This window comes from Mycobacterium sp. NGS57 (assembly GCF_059812405.1).
Genome location: NZ_JCALCP010000007.1, coordinates 1 through 15,708 on the forward strand (window position 1 = coordinate 1; position 15,708 = coordinate 15,708).

Here is a 15,708-nt window from a genome sequence, read left to right on the forward strand (position 1 = left end):
CCGGAACTGCCCGTAGACCAGGACGCCGGCCACGAGCGCCACCACCAGCGCTGCAAGCCCGGCCCATTTGTACGGCGGGTTCCGGGGGGCGTTGTACTTGCCGGCTGGGCCTGTCGTGGTAGTCATGGCGGCTATACCGTTAGCGCGAAGTTGGGGTTGACCCCGTAGAGGGCCAACGCGGCGGACAGAACGACAACCTGTACCGACACCAGCGAGAAACGCATCGAGCGGCCGACGGCCTCGCCGACGCCGACGGGCCCGCCGCCGGCGTTGTAGCCGTAGAAGCAGTGGGTGATCATCACGACGGCCGTGATGATGATGGCCTCCACGAACGACCAGAACACGTCATCGGGCCGCAAAAACGTTCGGAAGTAATGCTCGTAGGTGCCGTTGGATTGTCCGTACAACACCGTCGTGGTGATCTGCGGGGACAGGAAGCACATGATGATCGCCATCGCGTAGATCGGGATGATCACCACCAGCCCCGCCATGATCCGGGTGGTCGCCAGGAACGAAATCGACTTGATGCCCATCACTTCGAGGGCATCGACCTCTTCACTGATCCGCATGGCCCCCAGTTCGGCGGTGGCGCCCGCGCCGACCGTGGCCGCCATCGCGATGCCGGTCACGACCGGGGCGGCGATGCGCACGTTGATCAGCGCGGCGAAGAATCCGGTGAACGCCTCGACGCCGATGTTGCCCAGCGACGCGAAGCCCTGGATGGCGACCAGCGAGCTGCCGGACAGCGTCACGAACCCGACGATCGCCACGGTGCCACCGATGACCGCCATCGCGCCGGTGCCCATGCCGATCTGGGCGATCAGCCGCAGGGTCTCCTTGCGGTAGTTGCGCAGCGCGTGCGGGATGTGCCCGAGGGCCACCGCCCCGAACCATGCCATCTGCCCGACGTCGTCGACCGCGCGGCCCGCGGCGCCGCCGTATTTATTGAGGTTCTCGGCCGCTCGCGGGAAGCGGGAACGCAGGACGGTACCGGTCGACATGTCAGCGCCCCGTCCCGAACCGGACACCGATCGTGGTCAGCACCACGTTGACCGCGTACAGCGCGACCACGCACAGCACCACGGTCTCGTTGACGGCGGTACCCAGGCCCTTCGAGCCGCCGCGCACGGTCAGCCCCCGGTAGCAGCCGACCAGGCCGGCGATGAGGCCGAAAATCGCGGCCTTGACGGTCGCGATGATCACCTCGGGCAAACCGGTGATGGTGGTCAGGGTGGCGAGGTAGGCCCCGCCCGACACGTTCTGCAGGTACACGCCGAACAGGTAGCCACCCACCAGACCGACGGTGATCACCAGCCCGTTGAGCAGCGTGGCGACCAGGGTCGCGGCGATCACCCGGGGTACCACCAGCCGGTGGATCGGGTCGATGCCGAGCACCTCCATCGCGTCGATCTCCTCGCGGATGGTGCGCGCGCCCAGGTCCGCGCAGATCGCCGTCGAGCCGGCGCCGGCGACCACCAGCACGGTGGTCAGCGGGCCCAGCTGGGTGACCGCGCCGATCGCCGCGCCCGCGCCGGACAGGTCGGCCGCACCGAACTGCGCCAGCAGCACGTTGAGGGTGAAGATCAGCAGGACCGTCAGCGGGATCGAGACCATGATCGTGGGCAGGAACGCCACGCGCATGATGAACCAGCACTGCAGGATGAATTCGCGATACTGGAAAGGCCAGCGGAACAGCGCTTTACCGGTCAGCACACACATCCGGAAGAATCCACCGACGAGGGTCAGCGGGGTGTCCAGCTGGTCGCGCACGAAGCCGATCAGGTGCGGGCGATCCGTCGACGTCGAAGTCACCGCGGTCCCCCCGCCTCGGCGCCGCGTGTCCCGTGACGCCGCAGCGGAACGTGTCGCACGCCTGGCTCCCCCTCGCTGCTAAGCGGCTGGGGGTACCCCCACCTCGCTGTCCCGCGGCCGGAGGTGCCCCCACCTCGCCACGACCCTACGTGTGTGACCATCGGCTCCCTACTCGCAAGTAGTAACGGAGACCACAGGAATGTACCCGATGGCCGTGAGCCTGTGAACCGCATCCACACAATTAACCCTTCGTCAACAGCGGGCAAACGTTACAGATTCCGTCAACCCTCCTCTTGAGCCGTTGAATCCGTTGCGGCAGAACCACTTTCAGTTGTTACCACGGATCCGTAGCGCACCCGCAGCTCAGTCTTGAGGACCTTGCCGGCGGGGTTGCGGGGCAGCGCGTCGACGATCTCGAGCGCCTTCGGATGCTTGTAGCGCGCCAGCCGCTCGGCGAGGTACTCATCAAGATCATCGAGCCGCAGCGGGTCGCCCGCAACAGCTGCCACCGCGATCGGCACCTCGCCCCATTTCTCGTGGGCCCGCCCGATGACGGCGACCTCGAGGATCTCGGGGTGGCCGGCGAGGACGTTTTCGACCTCGGCGCAGTAGATGTTCTCGCCGCCGGAGATGATCATGTCCTTCTTGCGGTCGACCACCCAGACGTAGCCGTCGGAGTCCATGCGGACCAGGTCGCCGGAATGGAACCATCCGCCCGCGAACGCCTCGGCGGTGGCCTCCGGGTTGTTCCAGTAGCCGCTCATCAACGTCGGTGCCCGGTAGACGATCTCGCCCACCTCGCCGACGGGGACGTCGTTCATGTTCTCGTCGACGACGCGGGCGGCGACGGTGGGAATCACCTTGCCCACCGAGCCGCGCTTCCGGATCGCGTCGTCGCCGAGCAGCATGCAGGTGACCGGCGACATCTCGGTCTGGCCGAACGCCGCCAGTATCTGGGCGCCGGGGAAGGTTGCCGACATCTCTTTCAGCAACGCGTCCGGCGCCGGGGCGGCCCCCCACGATATGACCCGCAACCGCAGATCGCGGGGGCGGGCCTGCTGCTCGGCGCACACCGCCTGCCACTGCGCGGGCACCAGGAAAATGCCGGTGACCTTTTCCGCCGCCAGCACGTCGAGCAGCTGCCCGGGCTCGAAGGCGCCGAGCGGATAGATCACCGTGGGGATGCCCAGCAGCATGCCGGGCAGCAGGTTGCCGACGCCGGCGATGTGGAAGAACGGCACGCCGATGAATCCGACGTCACTATTTATATCGGCGCCGTTGGTGTACAGCCCGGTCATCGTCTGGCCGGTCAGGTTGGTGTGGGTCAGCACCGCGCCCTTGGGCCGGCCGGTGGTCCCCGACGTGTACATGATCAGCGCCGGGGAATCGTTCGGGATGTCGACAAGGCCGTGTGCTTCGCCCGGCTCGTTAATGAGGTCCTGGTAGCCGAGCACGCTGTCATCCGTCGAGCCACCGCCCGCGACGACGATCGTGCCGAGCAGCGGCTGGATGTCGCGCACGCCGGTGGCCACCGGGGCGAGCACCGCCTCGGTGACCATCACGCGCGCTTCGCAGTCCTCGACCAGGAACACGATTTCGGCCGAGGTGAGCCGGAAGTTCAGCGGGACCGCGATCGCCCCCAGCGAATTGACGGCCAGCACCGCCTCGACGAATTCGGGGCGGTTGAGCATCAGGATCATGACCCGGTCGCCGAAGCCCACGCCGCGGCGGCTCAGCGCGTCGGCCAGCGCCACGACGCGGCGGCGCAGCCCGTCCCACGTGGTCGTGTTGCCCAGGAATCGCAGCGCCGGCTCGTCCGGTTGCATCATCGCGTGCCGCTCGAGTTGGGTCACCCAGTTCTGCCGGCGGGCCAGGTACGGCTGCTCCGTGGGCAGTGGGAACTGGGCCAGATGGCTGGCCAATTGCGCGGTCAAGCAGTTGCCTCCCCTTCACCTCGCGCACCGCTTGCGCGAGGTTGATATTTGATAAAACATGGTGTTGTGTGGGTCACACTATGGCTTTAGTGCCGCAAAGACAAGACCCGCCCAGAACGCGAAAGCCCTGGCAGCCCGCGTGAACGCGCCGACATCGACGCAGCAGAGGGCCCGTCGGCCACTACGCCGGGCGCAGCTGTCCGACGCGGTCGCGGGCCACCTGCGCGCGGCGATCATGTCCGGGGCATTGCGTCCGGGAACGTTCATCCGCCTCGACGAGACCGCGGCCGAGCTCGGCGTCAGCGTCACCCCGGTGCGGGAGGCCCTGCTGAAGCTGCGCGGCGAGGGCATGGTGCAGCTCGAACCGCACCGCGGTCACGTCGTGTTGCCGCTGACCCGCCAGGACATCGAGGACATCTTCTGGCTGCAGGCCTCCATCGTCAAGGAGCTGGCGGCCGCGGCCACCGAGCACATCACGGACGCCGAGATCGACGAGCTGAACCGCATCAACGATTCGCTGGCCGCGGCCGTCGGGTCCAGCGACGCCGAGACCATAGCCGGCATCGAGTTCGCGTTCCACCGCGTCTTCAACCAGGCCAGCGGCCGGATCAAACTGGCGTGGTTCCTGCTCAACGCCGCGCGCTACATGCCGGTGCTGGTGTACGCCGCCGACCCGCAGTGGGGCGAGGCCGCCGTCGACAATCACCGGAAGTTGATCGCGGCGCTGCGCCGGCGCGACACCGCCGCCGCGATCGAGCACACCGTCTGGCAGTTCACCGACGCCGCGGCCCGGCTGACCGAGATGCGCGACCGGACGGGAATCTTCGACTAGCCGGTGGCCAGCTGCTCGGCGCGCTGCTTGAGGTTGTCGGCGAGGTGGTCGAGGACGTTGTTGAGGAGCTGCTTCACCATCGGCGCGGGCACCGGCATCGTGGTCTCGACGTCCATGTCGACCGTCAGCAGGCTCGAGGTTCCAGCCTCCACCACGGAAAAGAGTTGCTCCTGCTTTGAGAACAGGTCGCCCTGCTGCAGGACGGTCTGAATCTGATTTTCCCCCGGGTAGTACACCGCCTGGATGAAAGTGCCCTTCAAGCCCTGCACATCGGTGTCGAGCCGCACCTGGCTGGGACGCCCGTCGTCGTAGCGGGCGAGGATCCACAGGCCCGTGATCCCGTCGTTCCATTCCGGGTAGCGCTCGAAATCGCCGACGATGCCCATGATCGCCGCGGCGTCGGCGCTGACCTCGACGGTCTTGCTCAGAACTGGCATTGGCGAAGCATAGCGGGGAGCGCGAAAGTGCCCGACTGCTATGCCATCTCGCCCACGCACGCGGTCGCCAGCAGCGACCGGATGGCGTCGGGAATGGGCACCGGCTTGCGGTCGGCGCGGTCGACGTAGACGTGCACCCAGTGCCCCAGCGCCGTGATCGGCTGCGCCCCGCCGGCTTCCCGGAAGACGCCGAGCCGGTAGGTGACGCTGCTGCGCCCCAGCCGGGTGACCGCCAGACCCACCACGAGACCCTCCGGGAAGCGCAGTTCGGAGAAGTAGCGGCAGCCCGACTCGGCGACGATCCCGAGCGCGGGCGTGGAGAGCGGGTCGAGCCCGGTGCCGGTGTTGATCCAGGCGTTGATCGCGGTGTCGAACAACTGGTAGTAGACGGCGTTGTTGAGGTGGCCGAACATGTCGTTGTCGGCCCAGCGGGTGCCGACCGGCCACAGCACGGGGAAGTCTGCGCTGGTGAAGTCCTGCCGCTCGGGTGCTGGGCCCATGGTTGTATTCCAACATGGTTGACATCCGCGGCGCGGTGCTGGAGCGGATCGGCTCGTCCCGGCCGTACGCGGATTCCCGCCCGATCAGCGTGGTCGACCTCGAGCTCGACGAGCCGGGCCCCGGCGAGGTGCTGGTCCGCATCGAGGCGGCGGGCGTGTGCCACTCCGATTTGTCGGTGGTCGACGGCAACCGGGTGCGCCCGGTGCCGATGCTGCTCGGCCACGAGGCGGCCGGGATCGTCGAGCGGGTCGGCGCCGGTGTGGACGACCTGCCCGTCGGCCAGCGGGTGGTGCTGGTGTTCCTGCCGCGGTGCGAGCAGTGCGCGGCCTGCGCGACCGGGGGGCTGACGCCCTGCGAACCGGGCAGCGCCGCCAACGCCGCCGGGACGCTGCTGGGCGGCGGGATCCGGCTCACCCGCGCGGGGCGGCCGGTGCATCACCACCTCGGGGTGTCGGGGTTCGCGACGCACGCGGTGGTCAACCGGGCCAGCGCAGTCGCCGTGCCGCCCGACGTGCCACCCGAGGTCGCCGCGCTGCTCGGGTGCGCGGTGTTGACCGGGGGCGGCGCCGTGCTCAACGTCGGCGATCCCCGCGCCGGTCAGTCCGTGGCCGTCGTCGGCATGGGGGGCGTGGGCATGGCGGCGCTGCTGACCGCGTTGACCTACGCCGACGTCCGCGTCGTCGCCATCGACCGGTTGCCCGAGAAGCTCTCGGCGGCGCGAGAATTGGGCGCACACGAGGTTTACACGCCGCAGCAGGCGGCCGACGGCGGCGTGCGGGCCGCCGTGGTGATCGAGGCGGTCGGCCACCCCGCCGCGCTGGAGACCGCGATCGGGCTGACGGCACCCGGCGGTCGCACCATTACCGTCGGGCTACCACCGCCGAGTGCCCGGATCAGCGTGTCGCCGTTGGGTTTTGTCGCCGAGGGCCGGTCGTTGATCGGCAGCTACCTGGGTTCGTCGGTGCCCGGCCGCGACGTTCCCCGGTTCGTGTCGCTGTGGCAGTCGGGCCGGCTGCCGGTGGAGGCGCTGGTGTCGTCGACGATCCGGTTGGACGACATCAACGAGGCGATGGATCGTCTGGCCGACGGCACCGCCGTGCGCCAGCTCATCAGGTTCTGATTTCATTCCCTTGCGCCGAAACTGCGCACAGAGCGCGTTTCGGTAAGCACATCGCGATCTGTGCGCAGTTTCGGCGGCATCAGTGCAGCGCGCTGCCAAGCGCGTGGCCCTGCAGTTCGAACAACCGCTGGGAGCCCGACCAGTCCGGCAGCAGCGAGTCGAACCCGTGACAGGCGCGCGGGAACACGTGCAGCTCGGCGGACACGCCGGCGCGCAGCAGCGCCACCGCGTAGTCGATCGCCTCGTCGCGAAAGGGGTCGACCTCCGCGCAGGTGATCAAAGCCGGTGCCAGGCCACGCAATTCGGCCCGCCGCGCGGGCACGGCGGACACGGCGCCCTCGGGGGTCAGGTAGTGGCGCCACATCTGCTCGGCCGCCTCGCTGTCGAACGCCGGGCTGGTGCAGAACTCGGCCTTCGACGGGGTTTCCCGATCGTCGAGCACCGGCTGGTGCAGTAGCTGAAACGCCAGCGACGGCAGCGACCCGTCGGCGGCACCGTGGGCCAGGCAAGCCGCCAGGGCGGCGCCGGCGCTGCTGCCCCCGACGCCCAGGCGCCCGGGGTCGACGCCCAGTTCGGCCGCGTTGGCCGCCACCCAGCGCAGCGCGGCGGCCGCGTCGTCGAGGGCGGCCGGATACGGATGCTCCGGCGCCAGCCGGTAGTCCACCGACACCACCGTGCAGCCACCGCGGCGCGCCAGCTCCACGCACTGCCGGTGGTCGGTGTCCAGGTTGCCCAGCGCGAAGCCGCCGGCGTGGCAGTAAACGATCGCCGGCGCCGGATTCGCCAGCGCGCCGCGGTAGATGCGCACCGCGACGCCGTCGGCGGTGTCGTCGTCGACGCGCACGCCCTGCGCGTCGGTCTGCGCGGCGGACTCGCGGCGGCGCTGGTTGAACGGTTCGCGCGTGAGCCGGATCGCGTCGGCGGAGAAGTCGGTGCGCGCAGTCGCCACCTCGCGCAGTGCGGAATCCAGGCGCTCTGAACCATCCAACTCCGTCATCGGGCCGGGGCCTCGAAACCGAAGTCGGCGGCTTTGAATCGGCGCGTCATGCCCCAGAAGCTGCGCGCGCTGCGCGGCCACTGCGTAACCACACGGCCGTTGGCGGCGCGGAAGTAGTTGCTGCACTGAGTGGTCCACACCGTGCCGGCCATCCACCGGTCGACCCGCGTGACGAAATCGGCCAGCGCGGCGGGCCGCACCGCGACGTACGCCTTGCCCTTGCGCCGCATGTATCTCAGCGCGCGCACGATGTAGCGCGCCTGGGCCTCGAGCATGAAGATCGCGCTGTTCGACCCGACGTTGGTGTTCGGCCCGTAGAGCATGAAGAAGTTCGGGAAGCCCGGAACCGCCATCCCGAGGTAGGCGTGCGCTCCGTCCCGCCACGCCTCCCGCAGCGTCGCCCCGCCCTCGCCGCAGACGTCCAGCTGGCCCAGGTAGTCGGCCGCGGCGTAGCCGGTGGCGCACACCACGACGTCGACGTCGCGTTCGGTGCCGTCCGCGGTGACCAGGCTGCGCGCGCGCAGGCCGCGCGCCGGGCTGTCCAGCACCTCGACGTTGGGCCGGGTCAACGCGGGCAGGTAGTCCGAGGAGAACACCAGCCTCTTGCAGCCCATCGGGTGGTCCGGGGTCAGTGTGCGGCGCAATTGCTCGTCGGCGACGCTCTTGTCGAGCAGGCCCAGGGCGATTGCCTTGAACTCTTCGGTCTTGTCGCTGCCGTGCTCGATCACCGAGATGTTGGCCTCGCTGCGCAACCATAGCCGGGTGCGGTACAGCTTCTTGGCCAGCGGCACGTGGGCGAAGACCCAGCGCTCCCGTTTCGTGTAGTGCCGGTCGGGCTTGGGCAGGATCCAGGTCGGCGACCGTTGCACGGAATACACCTTGGCGGCCACCTTGGCCAGCTCCGGGATCAGCTGCGAGGCGGTCGATCCGGTGCCCAACACCGCGACCCGCGCGCCCTCCAGCGGCACCGAGTGGTCCCAGCGCGACGAGTGCATCACCGTGCCGGTGAACGGTTCCTCTTCCACCAGGTCCGGGAACAGCGGGCGGGTGAACAAACCCACGGCGGACACGACGACGCCGAAACGGTGCCGCCGGCCCTCGGCGGTGGTCAGGCACCACCGCTGGGCGTCCTCTTCCCATTGCGCGGAGCGGATTTCGGTGCGCAGCCTCAGGTGCGGCCGCAGGCCGTACTTGTCGGTGCAGCGCTCGAAGTACCGCAGGATCTCGGGCTGTCCGGACCACAGCCGCGACCAGTTGGCGTTCAGGTCGAACGAGTACGAGTACAGGTGCGACTTCACGTCGCACGCCAGCCCGGGATAGGTGTTGATCCGCCAGGTGCCGCCGACGTCGTCCTCGCGGTCGAAGATGGTGAAGTCGCGAAACCCGGCGCGCGAGAGCAGGATTCCCAGGGCGAGCCCACCCGGCCCGGCGCCGATGATGCCGATCTTCATCGGATCTGCAGGCATTGTCCGCCGTCGACGACCAGTTCCGCGCCGGTGATGAAGGACGCCTCGTCGGAGACCAGGAACGCCACCGCGTCGGCGATCTCGGTGGGTTGGCCGATGCGCCCGAAGGCCGACGACGCGGCCAGCCGCAGCTGGGTGGCGTCGTCGAGCATCGGGGTGGCGACGGGGCCGGGGAACACCGCGTTGACCCGGATCCCCAGCGGGGCGAGTTCGGCGGCGGCGGTTTGGGTCAGGCCGCGCAGGGCCCACTTCGACGAACCGTAGGCGGTGTGTCGCGGGAAGGGCCGCATCGCGCCGGTGCTGCAGATGTTCACCACCGCCGCGCCCTGCGCCGCGCGCAGCTGCTCGAGCGTGGCCCGGAGGCCGAGAAAGGCCCCGAAACAATTGACCCGCCAAGAGTTTTCGAAGCCCTCGACGGTCTCGTCGGCCAGCGACGCGCGGTGCAGCACGCCGGCGCCGTTGACCAGGGCGGTCAGCGACCCGAATCGGCCGACCGCGGTGCGGACGGCGGCCTCCCAATCGTCCTGGGCGGTGACGTCGAGCCCGATCCCCATGATCTCGTCGTCGCCCAGCTCGTCGACCGCGGTCGCCAGCTGGTCGGCCCGCCGGTCGCAGGCGGCCACCGAATAGCCCAGCGCGCGCAGCCGTTTGGCGATCGCCCAGCCCTGCCCGCCGGCGGCCCCGGTCACCAGTGCGACGCGCCGGGTCACGATGACGGCACCTCGGGGCTGTCGCACAGGCCGCGGCTGGTGACGAATTGGCAGCGCCGCCGCCGGAACCGCCACTGCCCGCCCACGCGGACCAGGTCGTCGTCGTACAGCGCGGGGCGCAGGTGCAGGTCGCCGGCCCTGACGAACAGCACCTGGGTGCGGCCCGTCGCGGTGTCGCCGCTGACGTCGATGCGCGAGACGCCGGTGAGGTGCAGCCCGCGCGGGGCGTCGCGAAACATCTGGCCGATGCCGTCGGGGCCGGCGAAAGCCCGCCCGTAGACGACGAATTCGCCGTCGGGGGCGAACAGCGCGAGGCACGCGTCAATGTCGCCGGCGTCCAGCGCCAGTGCGTAGTCGGCGATCAGCCCGCGGATAGCCTGGTCGTCGGTCATTGCCCGGTGGCCTCTCGGAGATGCTCGGCCGCACCCCGGCGCAGCGCCTGCGATTCGGCGGCCAGGGTGACCATTTGCATGCCCAGCTTCGCCATCGCGTGCCCGGTAGTGCCGTCCCCGGCGTGAATGCCGGTGATCAGTCCCGCGTCCGTGGCAGCCCGGTGGATAGCCACGATCGCGTCCAGCACCGCCGGATGTTTGGTCGCGCCAACGACATCCACGCCCATCGACAGCGCCAGGTCGGCGGGCCCGATGTAGAGCCCGGCCAGCCCGTGGACCGCGCAGATCTCGTCGAGCCCGGACAGCGCCGCCGCCGTCTCGATCATCGCGAAGACGCTCACCCGGGATTCCAGGGCGGCGGTGTCGTGGCCCAGGCCGGTGCGCAGCGGGCCGAAGCTGCGGGTGCCCGCCGGCTGGTGGCGGGTGGCGGCCACCGCCGCGGCGGCCTGGTCGGCCGACTCGATCATCGCGATGACGACGGCGTCGGCGCCCGCGTCGAGCACCCGCCCGATCGGCGCCGCGTCGGCGTTGGGCAGGCGCACCACGGTGCCGATGGGCAGGTGCTCGATGCGGCGCAGCGCGCGGGCGATGCCGGCGTCGTCGAGGTAGCCGTGCTGGGCGTCGAAGCCCACGTAGTCGTATCCGGCCCTGGCGAATTCCTCGGGCCCCAGCCACGTCGGCCCGGTGATCCAGCCGCCCCAGATCGGGGTCGCGCGGCCCAGGGCCCGCTGCAGGTTGCTCGCCGAATGCTCCGTCACTTTGCGATCGCAATCTTGACGCGCCCGGGGTCGGGCCGGCAGGCCAGGTCGAACGCGCCCTGCGCGTCGTCAACGCCGAAGGTGTGGGTGAGGTAGGTGCCGAGCAGGCCGGGGTGCTCGGCGGCGAATTTGCCGGCGAGCTCCAGCATGCGCCTCCGGTCCAGCGTCACACCGGATTTCAGCGTGAGATTGTTGCGCAGCATGTGGCGCATGCTGATCGGGTAGGCCTCGTCGTCGGCGACGCCGAAATAGAAGACGGTGCCGCCGGGGGCTGCGGCTTCGATGGCGTGCCCCAGGGTGGCGACCTGGTGCCCGACGGCCTCGATGACGACGTCGGCGCGGTCGGCGGCGTCCAGCTGGCTGACCCACCGGTCGCTGGTGGCGCGCACCGGATCGTCGACGCCGAATGCCGTTGCGTGGCTTGCGCGGTCGACGGGGTCGACGCCGGTGATGCGCCGGGCGCCGGCGGCCTTGGCGACGTAGGAGAACAGCAGCCCGATCGAGCCCTGGCCGATGATCGCGACGTGCCGGCCCGTCAGCTCCGGCAGTTGCTCGCAGGCATAGAGGACACACGCCAGCGGCTGCAGGCCGACCGCCTGCGCCGGGGTCAGCGCCGGGTCGTAGGGCGTCAGCATGTTGCCGTCGCTGATCACGCGCTCCATCAGGCCGTCGAACCCGGACGCCCAGCCCACCACGCGATCGCCGGCGCGGTGCTTCCGGTGGCGGCTGGCGATCACCTCACCCGCCACCTCGTGGATCGGGAACCCGTCCTTTTCGGCGGCGCTGGCGCCGTCGTCCCCGGGCAGCCGGCCGCGGTTACCGCGGAAGGCGGGCAGGTCGCTGCCGCACACACCGGCGGCCGAAAAGCGCAGCAGGACTTCGCCTTCGGTCAACTGCTCGGGGGTGCGGTCGGGGATCGAGGTCCGCTCGAACAGGTAGGGGGCGATGATCCGGTAGGACCACACGTCAGACCTCGACCGGGATCTTGTTCCAGCCCCACTGGAAGCTGGACGGCAGCCGGGTGGCGGCGTCGCTCCGGATCGCGAATTCGGGCACCCGGCGCAGCCATTCGGTAAGCAGCACATCGATTTCGAGGCGGGCCAGGTGGTAACCGATGCAGAAGTGCTGACCGCGGCCGAAGGCCAGCGAGCGGCGGATGGGGCGGTTCCACACGAACTCGTCGGGGTCCGGGTACTCCCGCTCGTCGCGGGCGGCCGACGCCAGCAGGGTGATGACCCGCTGGCCGGGACGGATCGTCTGGCCGTGAATGGTGAAGGGCTTCCGGGCCGTTCGGGCGAACCACTGCGCCGGCGCACAATACCGGACCATCTCCTCGCGTGCGATCGGCACGTTGGTTTCGGGGTCGGCGCACACCTCGGCCATCTGACCCGGCCGCCGGCCGAGCTCCCACAGCCCGTGCGCGACGATCTTGGGCACCGTCTCGGTCCCGCCGATGAAGATGCACAGCATCTGGGTTGCGGCCTCGACGTCGTCGAGCGCGCTGCCGTCGGGCAACCGGTAGTCCAGCAGGCCGTCGACCACGGGCAGAGCGTCCCCCGACGAGTCGGCGCGGCGGCGCTGGACGACAGGGGTGAGGTACTCGAGATAGTTGGGCCGGGCTTGCGCGGTATCCACGCCCTCGCCGGGCTCGGCGAGGCTGCCGGCGTTGACCGCGGCCAACACCTGCGGTGCGAGTTCCGTTGAGATGCCCAGCAGTTCGCACACGATCGAGGCGACCACGACGCCGCCGTAGTCCTGGGTCAGGTCGAACGCTCCCTGCGGCAGCAGCAGGTCGAGGCGCTCGTTGGCCAGCGTGCGGATCCGGGATTCTAGGCCGGCAACGTTTTTCGGCCGCAGCGGAAGGGTATGTGCGCGGCGGATCTCGCCGTACAGGCCGGCGTCGAACACCGCGTGAAACGGCAGCGGATGCAGCGGCGGGTCGGCGACCGGCCCGCTGTTGTGCTCGGCCAATACCGATGCCGCGGGCAGCGTGCCCTCCGAGGCGACGAACGTGCCGTCATTGACTTCCAGGACCCGCCAGATGTCGTCGAAACGCGACAGCGCGAAGGTGTCCCACTGCGGCATGTAGTACACCGGGTGGTCATCGCGCAGGATTCGGTAGTACGGCAACGGGTTTGCCATGACTTCCGCGTCGAACGGGTCGTAAGAGAAACTCACTGCAGTGGTGACGGCGTCAGGGCCTGCAGGATCGAGTCCTCCCACCCGTCGCGCAGGGCGGGCGCCACGCTCATCCAGGTGACGATCTCGGCGGGCGGGCTGTCCTTCCAGGACGGGTAGTGATTGGCGAAGCATTCCCAGCCGCCGTCCAGCGCCCAGTAGTGGATCACCTCGTTGTAGCGGAAGGTCGTGGTGAACGAGCCCAGCCAGCGTTTGCCGGTGCGCTCCGACCACGGGACGTAGAGGCGCTCCAGCTCGCGGATGTAGTCATCCTGGCGGCCCGGCTTCGTCTGCATGATCTCCTGAATCACCAGCGGCGCAGTGAAATTGGACTCGCGCAGCTGTGTCAGCGTCTTGTTGCTGGGACCCGGGTACATGATGCGCCCCTCGCCCGACGCGCCGCCGTCGGCCAGAAACGCCGACCACTTGCCTGCCGCGGCCTCGTGGCTGCCGCCGCGGGCCTGCGCGGCGCCGATCCTCGCGTAGTCGGCGAAGCCGTCGATCTCCCAGATGATCGTCACCTGCGGCCAGTGGCCGTTGTACGGGGTGGTTTCCCAGATGGCGAACAGCCGCGCGCCGAGCTCGTCCATCATCGGCTGATAGGTGGCGGTGAACATCTCGGTGAAACCGTCGCCGCGCAGCGAGCCCAGCGAGACCGTCTCGTGCAGGTAAAGCAGGGTGTGGCCGTAATACTTTTTCATGGGCTAGTCGAGCCGCGCCGAATCCGTCAGCAGCGTCTCGGTGGGATCGACTGTGTCGCGGGCGATCCCGGCCGCGGCGAGTGCATACCCTTTGAATCTGCACGCCGCCGCGCTGAGGACGTATTGCGCTCGGGTCGTCGTGCGGTTGACCGTCAGCGGCCAGCCGTCGCCCCACAGCGCGACCTCGGTCATCCGGTCGCCGAGGGACTCGAGCACCTTTTCGCGCAGCCGGGCGTCGGCGGTGAACGCCTCGGCGCTGACCGCCAGGCTGTGGCTCGTCGAGCCCGCCAGGTCCGCCTGCGCTTCCGGGCCCAGCGCCCGCACCCCGAGGATCCGCAGCGGGCGGGTGTCGCAGCCGTGCGGCAGCAGCACGTTCACCTGCCAACCGGCCATCACCCGGTCGTAGAGCCAGCCCCCGGCCGACTGCACGACGTCGGCGACGCTGGCCGCGACGACGTCCAGCCGATATCGCAGGCACTCACCGTCCGGGCGGGTCGCTCGCGAGGTGCTGACCCGGCTGTTGTGGCTGATGTCGAAGCTTGGAGTGACCATCAATCCGTTCCTCACCGCCGCACGCCAGGGGTGCGTTGGCGTTACCTGCTAGGCATTGGCTTGTTGTCACCCGACAGCGTGACACTTCTGGCCAAATTTGTAAAGGTGCCTAGGCCTCGAACTGCCGGTTGCGCCGGGCTTTGAGTTCGGTGAGAACCTCGTCGGTGTGCTGGCCGAGTCGCGGTGCCACCGACCGCGGCGCCCAGGGCGTGCCATGGAAGTCCGCCGGGGTGGCCACCATCGCGACGCCCCCGTGTCCTTCAGCCCCGTCGGGAACGTCGACGATGCCGCCCGCCGCGTGGAACTGCTCGTCGGCCACGACGTCCTCGAGCGCGTTGACGGGCGACCAGAAGAGCTCCGGCTCGCCCGCGAAGATCTGCGCCCACTCGTCGAGAGGGCGGGTCGCGAAGATCTCGTCCAACTCGGCGATCAGCTGCACCGCGTTGACCGCGCGGGAGCGGGCGTCGCCGAACCGGGGGTCGTCGTCGCCCCAGCCGGGACGTCCCACCGCCCGGCACAGCGCGGGCCAATGCCGCTCGGCCTCCAGCCCGACGAGCCAAAACCGCCGCCCGTCGCCGGCCGTGTAGTTGTTCATGCACGGGTTGCCCATGGTTTCGCGCTGGCCGATGGCGATCGGCTGGCCGGTCAGCAGGTAGGTGTTGAGGTCGAAGCTGACGGTGTAGGCACCCTGGCGGTACAGCGAGGTGGTCACCAGCTGGCCCTCGCCGGTGCGTTCGCGTGCCAGCAGCGCCGCACACACCGCGGCGGCCAGGGTCATGCCCGCCGAGTGGTCGCCCATGCCACCGCGCTGGAACGGCGGCGTCTCACCGGGCCGGGTGAGCAGGTGCGCCACCCCGGCGCGGGACCAGAACGCGGCCACGTCGTAGGCGGCGCGGTCGGCGTCGGGCCCGGTGTCGCCGTACCCAGTGATCAGGCCGTAGACCAGGCGCGCGTGGCGGCCCGATACCGACTCGTAGTCGAGGCCGAGGCGCTGCAAGGCGCCCGGACGCACGTTGGTGAGGAAAACGTCTGCGTCCGAAAGCAATTCGAACGCGATGTCGCGGCCCGCGGCGGTGGTGAGGTCCACGACGACGCTGCGCTTGGAGCGGTTGTCCATCTCGAATGGCGGGTTGACGCCGAGGTCACAGCCCAGCATCTTGCCGAACAGGCGCCCCGGGTCACCGGTCGGCGGCTCGATCTTGACGACGTCGGCGCCCCAGTCGGCCAGGATGCCGCCGGTGGCCGGTCCGGCCACCCAGACCCCGAGCTCGACGACTTTGTAGCCTTCCATCGGTCCCGCCATGGGTAAGTTCCTACC

General features: G+C 69.6%; 17 protein-coding genes. 2 read left to right on the forward strand and 15 right to left on the reverse strand.

The genetic code is table 11. The features are described from left to right. Nucleotides 1–131 precede the first annotated feature (131 nt). From AC5Y43_RS14355 to fadD5, 3 genes are all read right to left on the reverse strand, one after another. Complete coding sequence (locus AC5Y43_RS14355; protein ID WP_499973450.1) at nt 132–1,001, reverse strand: MlaE family ABC transporter permease; 870 nt, start codon at nt 999–1,001, stop codon at nt 132–134. 1 nt (nt 1,002) lies between these two features. Next, a complete protein-coding gene (locus AC5Y43_RS14360; RefSeq protein WP_499974016.1) occupies nt 1,003–1,719 on the reverse strand; it encodes an MlaE family ABC transporter permease in 717 nt (238 codons plus the stop codon). A 374-nt stretch (nt 1,720–2,093) separates the two neighbouring features. Then, nucleotides 2,094–3,746: a fatty-acid--CoA ligase FadD5 gene (fadD5, locus tag AC5Y43_RS14365; RefSeq protein WP_499973452.1), complete on the reverse strand. Its 1,653-nt coding sequence runs from the start codon at nt 3,744–3,746 to the stop codon at nt 2,094–2,096. A gap of 139 nt (nt 3,747–3,885) precedes the next feature. Here fadD5 and AC5Y43_RS14370 point away from each other — a divergent pair, with 139 nt between their 5' ends. Next, nucleotides 3,886–4,578, forward strand: coding sequence for a GntR family transcriptional regulator (locus AC5Y43_RS14370; RefSeq protein ID WP_499973454.1), 693 nt, complete (start codon nt 3,886–3,888; stop codon nt 4,576–4,578). On the opposite strand, the gene AC5Y43_RS14375 is transcribed toward AC5Y43_RS14370, so the two are convergent. Both AC5Y43_RS14375 and AC5Y43_RS14380 read right to left on the reverse strand, forming a co-directional pair. Further along, on the reverse strand, nt 4,575–5,015 hold the full coding sequence (locus tag AC5Y43_RS14375; protein WP_499973455.1) for an SRPBCC family protein: 441 nt from the start codon (nt 5,013–5,015) through the stop codon (nt 4,575–4,577). The genes AC5Y43_RS14370 and AC5Y43_RS14375 overlap by 4 nt on opposite strands. A 38-nt stretch (nt 5,016–5,053) precedes the next feature. Further along, nucleotides 5,054–5,515, reverse strand: coding sequence for an acyl-CoA thioesterase (locus tag AC5Y43_RS14380; RefSeq protein ID WP_499973457.1), 462 nt, complete (start codon nt 5,513–5,515; stop codon nt 5,054–5,056). 14 nt (nt 5,516–5,529) lie between these two features. On the opposite strand from AC5Y43_RS14380, the gene AC5Y43_RS14385 reads away from it, so the two are divergent. Further along, nucleotides 5,530–6,636: an alcohol dehydrogenase catalytic domain-containing protein gene (locus AC5Y43_RS14385; RefSeq protein ID WP_499973459.1), complete on the forward strand. Its 1,107-nt coding sequence runs from the start codon at nt 5,530–5,532 to the stop codon at nt 6,634–6,636. 79 nt (nt 6,637–6,715) lie between these two features. Here AC5Y43_RS14385 and AC5Y43_RS14390 read toward each other — a convergent pair whose 3' ends face one another. From AC5Y43_RS14390 to AC5Y43_RS14435, 10 genes are all read right to left on the reverse strand, one after another. Beyond that, nucleotides 6,716–7,633, reverse strand: a complete 918-nt coding sequence (locus AC5Y43_RS14390; RefSeq protein ID WP_499973461.1) for an alpha/beta hydrolase — start codon at nt 7,631–7,633, stop codon at nt 6,716–6,718. After that, entirely contained in the window at nt 7,630–9,099 is a 1,470-nt protein-coding gene (locus AC5Y43_RS14395) for a flavin-containing monooxygenase (RefSeq protein WP_499973463.1), read from the reverse strand. Before AC5Y43_RS14395 ends, AC5Y43_RS14390 begins: the two co-directional genes overlap by 4 nt. Continuing rightward, a complete protein-coding gene (locus AC5Y43_RS14400) occupies nt 9,081–9,809 on the reverse strand; it encodes an SDR family NAD(P)-dependent oxidoreductase (RefSeq protein ID WP_499973465.1) in 729 nt (242 codons plus the stop codon). The genes AC5Y43_RS14395 and AC5Y43_RS14400 overlap by 19 nt, the downstream gene beginning before the upstream one ends. Next, on the reverse strand, nt 9,806–10,201 hold the full coding sequence (locus AC5Y43_RS14405) for a nuclear transport factor 2 family protein (protein ID WP_499973468.1): 396 nt from the start codon (nt 10,199–10,201) through the stop codon (nt 9,806–9,808). Before AC5Y43_RS14405 ends, AC5Y43_RS14400 begins: the two co-directional genes overlap by 4 nt. Continuing rightward, nucleotides 10,198–10,959: an HpcH/HpaI aldolase family protein gene (locus AC5Y43_RS14410; RefSeq protein WP_499973470.1), complete on the reverse strand. Its 762-nt coding sequence runs from the start codon at nt 10,957–10,959 to the stop codon at nt 10,198–10,200. Before AC5Y43_RS14410 ends, AC5Y43_RS14405 begins: the two co-directional genes overlap by 4 nt. Next, complete coding sequence (locus AC5Y43_RS14415) at nt 10,956–11,924, reverse strand: zinc-binding dehydrogenase (protein ID WP_499973472.1); 969 nt, start codon at nt 11,922–11,924, stop codon at nt 10,956–10,958. Before AC5Y43_RS14415 ends, AC5Y43_RS14410 begins: the two co-directional genes overlap by 4 nt. A gap of 1 nt (nt 11,925) precedes the next feature. After that, nucleotides 11,926–13,137 carry a cytochrome P450 gene (locus AC5Y43_RS14420; RefSeq protein ID WP_499973473.1) on the reverse strand — a complete coding sequence of 404 codons (1,212 nt, stop codon included), beginning with the start codon at nt 13,135–13,137 and terminating at the stop codon, nt 11,926–11,928. Then, nucleotides 13,134–13,838: an NIPSNAP family protein gene (locus AC5Y43_RS14425; protein WP_499973474.1), complete on the reverse strand. Its 705-nt coding sequence runs from the start codon at nt 13,836–13,838 to the stop codon at nt 13,134–13,136. Before AC5Y43_RS14425 ends, AC5Y43_RS14420 begins: the two co-directional genes overlap by 4 nt. A gap of 3 nt (nt 13,839–13,841) precedes the next feature. Further along, a complete protein-coding gene (locus AC5Y43_RS14430; RefSeq protein WP_499973476.1) occupies nt 13,842–14,390 on the reverse strand; it encodes a hypothetical protein in 549 nt (182 codons plus the stop codon). A gap of 109 nt (nt 14,391–14,499) precedes the next feature. Beyond that, complete coding sequence (locus AC5Y43_RS14435; RefSeq protein WP_499973477.1) at nt 14,500–15,693, reverse strand: CaiB/BaiF CoA transferase family protein; 1,194 nt, start codon at nt 15,691–15,693, stop codon at nt 14,500–14,502. Nucleotides 15,694–15,708 lie beyond the last annotated feature (15 nt).

Excerpts from the sequence above, each read along its gene's own strand:
- AC5Y43_RS14355 (WP_499973450.1), bottom strand. The coding sequence starts at position 1,001 with ATGTCGACCGGTACCGTCCTGCGTTCCCGCTTCCCGCGAGCGGCCGAG.
- AC5Y43_RS14360 (WP_499974016.1), bottom strand. The coding sequence starts at position 1,719 with ATGTGTGTGCTGACCGGTAAAGCGCTGTTCCGCTGGCCTTTCCAGTAT.
- AC5Y43_RS14375 (WP_499973455.1), bottom strand. The coding sequence starts at position 5,015 with ATGCCAGTTCTGAGCAAGACCGTCGAGGTCAGCGCCGACGCCGCGGCG.
- AC5Y43_RS14380 (WP_499973457.1), bottom strand. The coding sequence starts at position 5,515 with ATGGGCCCAGCACCCGAGCGGCAGGACTTCACCAGCGCAGACTTCCCC.
- AC5Y43_RS14385 (WP_499973459.1), top strand. The coding sequence starts at position 5,530 with ATGGTTGACATCCGCGGCGCGGTGCTGGAGCGGATCGGCTCGTCCCGG.
- AC5Y43_RS14390 (WP_499973461.1), bottom strand. The coding sequence starts at position 7,633 with ATGACGGAGTTGGATGGTTCAGAGCGCCTGGATTCCGCACTGCGCGAG.
- AC5Y43_RS14395 (WP_499973463.1), bottom strand. The coding sequence starts at position 9,099 with ATGCCTGCAGATCCGATGAAGATCGGCATCATCGGCGCCGGGCCGGGT.
- AC5Y43_RS14405 (WP_499973468.1), bottom strand. The coding sequence starts at position 10,201 with ATGACCGACGACCAGGCTATCCGCGGGCTGATCGCCGACTACGCACTG.
- AC5Y43_RS14425 (WP_499973474.1), bottom strand. The coding sequence starts at position 13,838 with ATGAAAAAGTATTACGGCCACACCCTGCTTTACCTGCACGAGACGGTC.
- AC5Y43_RS14430 (WP_499973476.1), bottom strand. The coding sequence starts at position 14,390 with ATGGTCACTCCAAGCTTCGACATCAGCCACAACAGCCGGGTCAGCACC.
- AC5Y43_RS14435 (WP_499973477.1), bottom strand. The coding sequence starts at position 15,693 with ATGGCGGGACCGATGGAAGGCTACAAAGTCGTCGAGCTCGGGGTCTGG.